The organism is Paenibacillus chondroitinus NBRC 15376, from assembly GCF_004000765.1.
Taxonomy (GTDB): domain Bacteria; phylum Bacillota; class Bacilli; order Paenibacillales; family NBRC-103111; genus Paenibacillus_E; species Paenibacillus_E chondroitinus.
Map to the genome: position 1 here is coordinate 1 of NZ_BILW01000088.1, position 6,546 is coordinate 6,546.

Annotated in this window: 8 protein-coding genes and 1 riboswitch; of the genes, 2 read left to right on the forward strand and 6 right to left on the reverse strand. The window is 52.9% G+C overall.

From position 1 onward, the window contains the following. Nucleotides 1-75: 75 nt before the first annotated feature. From PCH02S_RS35100 to PCH02S_RS35115, 4 genes are read right to left on the reverse strand one after another with little or no spacing between them, the layout of a single operon-like run. A complete protein-coding gene (locus PCH02S_RS35100) occupies nt 76-843 on the reverse strand; it encodes a thiazole synthase (protein ID WP_127458741.1) in 768 nt (255 codons plus the stop codon). A gap of 6 nt (nt 844-849) precedes the next feature. After that, nucleotides 850-1,053: a sulfur carrier protein ThiS gene (thiS, locus tag PCH02S_RS35105; RefSeq protein WP_127458742.1), complete on the reverse strand. Its 204-nt coding sequence runs from the start codon at nt 1,051-1,053 to the stop codon at nt 850-852. Next, nucleotides 1,037-2,224 (reverse strand): glycine oxidase ThiO, encoded by a 1,188-nt coding sequence (gene thiO / locus PCH02S_RS35110; RefSeq protein WP_127458743.1) that lies wholly within the window; start codon nt 2,222-2,224, stop codon nt 1,037-1,039. The genes thiS and thiO overlap by 17 nt, the downstream gene beginning before the upstream one ends. Beyond that, nucleotides 2,208-2,855: a DUF561 domain-containing protein gene (locus PCH02S_RS35115; protein ID WP_127458744.1), complete on the reverse strand. Its 648-nt coding sequence runs from the start codon at nt 2,853-2,855 to the stop codon at nt 2,208-2,210. The genes thiO and PCH02S_RS35115 overlap by 17 nt, the downstream gene beginning before the upstream one ends. A 143-nt stretch (nt 2,856-2,998) precedes the next feature. Then, a riboswitch (TPP riboswitch) is annotated at nt 2,999-3,097 on the reverse strand. 159 nt (nt 3,098-3,256) lie between these two features. On the opposite strand from PCH02S_RS35115, the gene PCH02S_RS35120 reads away from it, so the two are divergent. Both PCH02S_RS35120 and PCH02S_RS35125 read left to right on the forward strand, forming a co-directional pair. Continuing rightward, the gene (locus PCH02S_RS35120; protein WP_127458745.1) at nt 3,257-4,240 is read left to right on the forward strand and encodes a bile acid:sodium symporter family protein; all 984 of its coding nucleotides are present in this window, start codon (nt 3,257-3,259) and stop codon (nt 4,238-4,240) included. Nucleotides 4,241-4,406: 166 nt separating this feature from the next. After that, nucleotides 4,407-5,069: a hypothetical protein gene (locus PCH02S_RS35125; RefSeq protein WP_127458746.1), complete on the forward strand. Its 663-nt coding sequence runs from the start codon at nt 4,407-4,409 to the stop codon at nt 5,067-5,069. Between the two features lie 353 nt (nt 5,070-5,422). On the opposite strand, the gene PCH02S_RS35130 is transcribed toward PCH02S_RS35125, so the two are convergent. Together PCH02S_RS35130 and PCH02S_RS35135 are read right to left on the reverse strand one after the other, a co-directional pair. Further along, nucleotides 5,423-5,944 (reverse strand): YbjN domain-containing protein, encoded by a 522-nt coding sequence (locus PCH02S_RS35130; protein ID WP_127458747.1) that lies wholly within the window; start codon nt 5,942-5,944, stop codon nt 5,423-5,425. A gap of 221 nt (nt 5,945-6,165) precedes the next feature. Further along, on the reverse strand, nt 6,166-6,546 hold a 381-nt coding region (locus PCH02S_RS35135), incomplete at its 5' end, for an eCIS core domain-containing protein (protein WP_164819851.1).

Genomic DNA, 6,546 nt, shown 5'->3' on the forward strand with positions numbered 1-6,546 from the left:
CAGCCGTTCTCCTGCCTGAAACGGCCTTTTCGGCTCTCTCGAGCCAGCCTTCTCGCCCGTTAATCACCGCCCATCCTACACCCGGCTAAAACCATCCATCGGACTGCTCGCCGAAGCATAACGTTTCTTCGGAATTCGGCCTGCCTCGAAACCGGCGCGTCCCGCTTCAATCGCGAGCTTCATGGCGCGGGCCATTTTGACCGGATCCTTGGCACCCGAAACGGCTGTGTTCAGCAGCACACCATCCGCGCCCATCTCCATCGCCAGCGCTGCGTCCGAAGGAGCGCCAATACCAGCGTCTACGATGACCGGCACCGTTGCTTGCTCAATAATGAAGCTCAGGTTAAGCGGATTGATAATGCCCTGTCCTGTGCCAATCGGTGATGCCCCCGGCATGATGGCATGCACTCCGAGCGCTTGCAGGCGCTTAGCCAACAACACGTCATCCGACGTATACGGCAGTACAATGAAGCCCTCTTCAAGCAGCATCTCCGACGCTTTTAATGTTTCAACAGGGTCAGGCAGCAGCGTCATCTCATCGCCAATCACTTCTACCTTAATCATGTCGCAAAGTCCGGATGCCTTCGCCAATTTGGCGATGCGCACCGCTTCTTCCGCTGTTTTGGCCCCTGCCGTGTTGGGCAGCAGCGTGAAGTTCGACACATCCAGCATGGATAAGAAATTCGGCTGGCTCGCCTCAAAAATGTTCATCCTCCGCACCGCAAACGTCAAAATCTGCGATTCGCTCACATCCACAGCCTGCTTCTGAATATCAAAATTCGGGAATTTGCCTGTGCCCAACAGCAATCTTGAACGAAATTCATATGGTCCGATTTTTAACATGGTTAATTATCCTCCTCCAACAAAATGAACGATTTCGATTTTATGCCCTTCCGATAACTCCGTTTTCACATGATCTTCTTTTTGTAAAATGTTCTGATTATGCTCGACAACGAGCATTTTCTCCTGCAGCTCAAAATGGGCAAGCAGCTCTTCAATCGTACGAATCGCATCCGGAACCTCGACGCTTTGGCCGTTAATGTGCAGCTTCAATGCTGTGCAGCTCCTCTCCTTGTAGTCGCCTGCTTTCCAAGCGCTTGGACGTTCCCGACAGATCGGGGCAGAATGCATCCAAATTCGGCTGCAAGTTACTCGCGTCCTCGCCTGATACGAGCTGAGCGATGATCTTCCCCGTAATCGGGCTGAGCAAAATTCCATTGCGGTAATGCCCGCACGCCGCAAATAAGCCCTCATACATCGAGACTTTGCCGATGTACGGCATGCCGTCTGGTGTCTGCGGACGCAATCCAGACCAAGCTTTCTCCCACTCGGCATGGCCGATTGCAGGCATTAATTGCTGCGCTCGCTCCATCAGCTCCGCGAGCCCTGCCAGCGACACCTTGCGGTCGTAGCTGTTCGGCACCACTGTCGCGCCGACGAGCAGCCGGCCTCCCGCTTTGGGGACAATATAGCACCCTGGGGTGAACAGGGTCTTCTGCAGCTCGCGCTTCTCAGTGAGAACCGAGAAGCATTCCCCCTTTACGGGATAGACCGGCAGGTCGATCCCGCTGCCGGCGAGGAGCTGGCCGCTCCATGTCCCGGCCGCCACAACAACGTGCTCGCTATACAGCGGCCCCTCGCTCGTCATGACGCCGATGACGCGTTCGCGCTCCGTCAGCAGCCCTTGCACGTGGGCGAATTCCTGCAGCTTCGCCCCGAGCACCCGCGCTGCCTGCGCGAATGCCGCCGCCAGCTGCGGCGCCTCCACCTGCCCATCCTCGGGCAGGTACAATGCTCCGCGCGTCGCCCGGCTCAGCGCGGGTTCAAGTGAAGCGGCTGCGGCTGCGCTCAGCCACTCCGCTCTTTCACCCGCTGCGCGCTGGAGCTTCTCCCTTGCGCGGAGCTCTTGCTCCTGAGCGTCGCTGAGCGCGACGTTCAGGAGCCCTTCACGGACGAGACCGATGTCGATGCCCGTGAGGCTCTTCAGTTCCCCGCTCAGTTCGGGGAACATCGCTCTGCTTTGCCGGGCCCACTGGAACAGGGGTCCGGTGTCCTCCATCTCGGACTGCGCTCCGAGCATGCCGGCTGCGGCAGCCGAGGCCTCCGTCCCTAACCTGCTGCGCTCCAGCAGCGTGACGGACTGTCCTCGCTTCGCCAAGTGATAGGCGATCGATGCGCCTATCACGCCTCCGCCAACGATGATAACGTCACTCGTATGCTTCAAGTCTCTCACCTCTGGTTTCTTCTTGCTGTTGTAACTCTCGGATGTAAGCTTTTACGGCTTCCAAGGGGTCATCCGCCTCCCAAATGCCGCTCATCACTGCGATGCCGGAAGCTCCCGCAGCCAGCACAGGCCTTACTCTTGCAGGTGTTATGCCACCGATCGCGATGACCGGAATCGTGACCTGCCGGGCAACATTCCCCAGCTGTTCAAGCCCTCTTGGCTCAACCCCCAGCTTTGAACCTGTTGCAAAAATATGCCCATACAAAACATAATCCGCCCCTTCTCGCTCGCGTTTGACAGCTTCCTCCGTGCTATGTACGGAGACTCCTATGCGACAAGCGCTTTGGTAGCTATTTCTTATCTCCAGCAGCTGCGAAGAGCTTTCGGGAAGGTGCAAACCGCCAAGTCCGGCAGCGGTAGCTATCCAGGGATAGCCGTTGATACAAAGGGCTTGCGCGGGAACACCTTGTTCCAACAAATACTGTACGCCCATAAAAACTTCATCCATCGGCTTATTTTTCTCACGGATGTGAATGGCTGTGACATCAGGATGGATCCGTGCTGCAATCGCAGCCATCTCCTTCCATGCCAACTTGCCATTGGATATCACATGCAGCTCGCGCTCGGACATGGAAGTCCGCCTCCTCACTTTTTGAACCGATGTATCGATAGGCAAGGCAGCCTGGAGCTGCAATCAAGACGCAAAAAAACCACTTTTCCTAAGAAAAGTGGTTGTAGGTTGCCCGCATAATAAACATGCAAAAATGAGGCGCCAAAGTCCGGTTTCCACTTTCCTCCGCTGGTATGACCCAGTTCAGGTTCAAAGGGTTCAGATTGCTCTGTCTCAGCCTTGCGGCGCCCCTAGGGATACATTCGTATTCATTTGTTCATTATCATAACACGGTATCCAGTCGATGGAAATAAAAATTTCCAACCCATCTTATCCTAGTCACCCGAAGCTATTGCTCTTATAATAGGGAGAACGCAACCCTCGGCCTTTATTATCCATTGTCAGGAAGGATGAACACCCAGATGCTAGCTCAATTGAATCGCCAACTGGAAAAAATTCTGCCGCTCATCACACCTGTCAGCGTGCTTATCGGTGTTCTGCTCGGCAGCCATTTATCCGGCTTTACCTTCTTATCCCCTTGGCTGTTTGCCTTTATGACATTCTCGGGCAGCATCAGCTCCAGCTTCAAGGAATTTGTTAAAGTGATCGTCCAGCCTTTCCCTCTTATCACTACGCTGCTCATTCTACATGTCGGCATGCCGCTGCTTGCGCTTGGACTTGGTCACGCCGTTTACAGTTCGGAACCTTTAACCATCACAGGACTCATTCTGGCTGCAGCCATTCCAACAGGGATTACCAGCTTCGTATGGGTCGCCATTTATCGTGGAAACATCGTGCTGACCCTATCCATTATTCTCATGGATACCGTTCTTTCGCCGTTTGTTGTGCCCTATACACTCTCTGCACTCGTCGGCACGAAAGTCCAGATGGATACTTTTGCCATGATGCAAGGTCTATTCTTCATGATCGTCGTCCCGTCTTTACTGGGCATGCTGCTTAATCAATGGACGAAAGGCAAAATCAAAGAGCAGTGGAGCGGCCGTCTAGGTCCTTTTTCGAAAATATGCATGGGCATCGTTGTCGCAATTAACAGCTCTGTTATCGCGCCATACTTGCGTGATTTTAATGCCAAACTGCTTGGTTTGGCGGGTTTTGTACTAGCCCTCGCTTCCCTCGGCTACATCCTGGGATGGATCGTCGCCAAGCTGATGAAGTGGGAGCAGGACGTCGTTGTGGCGCTTACGTTTAACAGCGGGATGCGGAATATTAGCGCCGGCGCCGTGCTTGCAGTAGCGTACTTTCCGCCTCCGGTGGCGATTCCCGTTGTGCTCGGGATGCTGTTCCAGCAGTCGCTGGCGTCATTATTCGGTTTTCTGTTAAACAGAAAATACGCTTTGAAAAGCGATAGACCTAATCTAACTGTGAATCGAGCTAAACAAGTTTAATGGAGGAGCTGCCCGTGCAGCTTCTTTTTTGCATGCTCTGTACACACTCAGCCATTTTTAAGCTAACATTTATCTCCTATTCAGCTTCCCTTCTCTTTTTTTTCATAATTGCGCCGTACAATGAACATGAAATGGAAGATTATCGACAGGAGTGGTACATAGACATATGAAAATTAAAATGAAACAAATAGCCGGCTTATGCATCCTTCTTCCCGCTTTGCTCAGCGGTTGCGGCAACCAAGCTTCCCCTCAGCAAGCAGCGGCAAGTACAGCACAACCTCAAGCGAGCGCACAAGCTTCACCGGATGCGAAGCAGCAGGGGCAGAATCGTCCTGCTATGAGTCAAGCGCAGAGACAGTTGTTCAGCACCTTCCAAACGCTGCTCATGATGGACAAAGCTGAAGGACTTGCGATTACTAAGGACCAAGCCCAAGTCATGCTGCCTGTTGCCCAGGACATCGAAACCAAAGCTGAGCTCAGCGACGAGAACAAAACGAAGCTGCTCGAGAAGCTGACGGATGCGCAGAAGAAGTTCATCGACGACGCTGCGAGCAAGATGGCTAATCGCGGGAATGGCGACGGGAATAAAGGCGATGGCACGCGTGGCAACTTCAATGGGCAAAAAGGCGCGAAACCGGACGCCTCAGGCGCACCTTCCTCTTCGGCTTCACCGAATGCAGCGGCCGGTTCAGACGGCGCAAACGCTGGGAAACAGCCTCGCGGGAACGGCGGCAACGGCGGCAATCGTCCTGCCGGTGGCAATGGCGGGCAAATGATGAAGGATCCGGGCAAACAGCTTGTGGAGCTTTTGCAGGAGAGAGTGAAGTAAAGCGGCGAAACCCGGCTCGGTTTACCTTGTGCTGCCAACAGCCAATTGTAACGGACCCCACAGGCGCTATTTCCAATAAAATAGCCTGATTTTTGAGCTAACGGACTCCAGAGGCGTTATTGCACCTCAAAGCAGCGAAAAACGCTGCCATAGAGGTAAATAGCGGCTGCTGTGTCCGTTAGATTTTGTAAAAGGCTCTATTTCATCGAATAGCGGCACCTGAGTCCGTTAGCGCTATAAGCAGGCTGCTTGCTCAGTCAGGCCATAGCCATCATGGCAGCAACATAACGAAAAAAGGGCTTCCCGTCGGTAGATTTCTCTACATCCGGGACAGCCCTTTTCGGCGTGGTTGGTTAACCTCTGAGTGCCTGAACAACCTGTTCGGCATTCGCCTCACCGCTGGCCACCAGCTCAACGTGATCGGCAAACATATCACACATATAAACGAACAAGCTTAAAATCTCCAGCACTTCCTCACTGTCAAAAGAACGCGCAGCCGAGATGCTGTACACATAACGGTAATGCAGCTCGTTATGCTCATTTATGCCAAAATGGCCAATCGGCAACCGCGTGTTGATCTCAAGCAGCACGGCGGCAACCTCATCGCGCTTCCCCTCTTCAAGGTGAAAAGGAAGCGTACTGTATATTTGCAGCAGCTGAATCGCTGCAATCTCTTCATCGTTCAAAGGTAAAAAGCTAAAGTGCAGGAACCGTTCCCGCTCCTTTTTATCCTCCTGAAAACCGGCCATCAGCACGTGAAGCGGAATCGCGTCTGATTTCTCCAACAAATTGGTGGCAAGGCCTGTCTCATCCAAAATCTCTTTTAAAAGTCCTAACTGCGCGAAATGACGCGCGTGTACATGATCTGGCAGCATATGCGTCCGCCCTCCTACTTTCTTATGCCCAATACGTTAACTAGGCTGCTTAATCCACTTATCTGCTTACCTTTTGATCTGCTCATTTTTAACTTCCTCAAGTGCAAATATACTTCTTCCCAAGGCTTCTGCGCAAATGCTAACGGGATAACTCACCCACTCCCGCACGTGAAAAAGCAACAGGCGACATCGTTATCCCTGCTGCTTATAAGAGATTCCCTTTATTTGCCGCCTCGCTGTTGGATGACATGCGTTAACTCATGTCCGAGCAGCTCCTGACCTTCGCGCGAATCCGGGTTATAGCGTCCTTCACGGAAAAAGATATCATTCCCTGTCGCAAAAGCTTCAGCGCCTAACGAAGCATTCATCTTCGATGACTGTGGATTATTATGGATGTTCACATTGCTGAAATCCGCATTAAAGGCAGATTCCATCTTAGCCTGGATTTGCGCGTCCATCTTACTGCCGCTGCCTTGCATGGATTTAATCTCCGATTCAATGGAAGCGTCCGCCTCAAACGCTTCGCCGTCAGACGATTTCATCTGCAGCTCTTCCTCTTCCATCTCTCCACCTTCGCTCCGCTGAATCGTCTCCGAGGACGA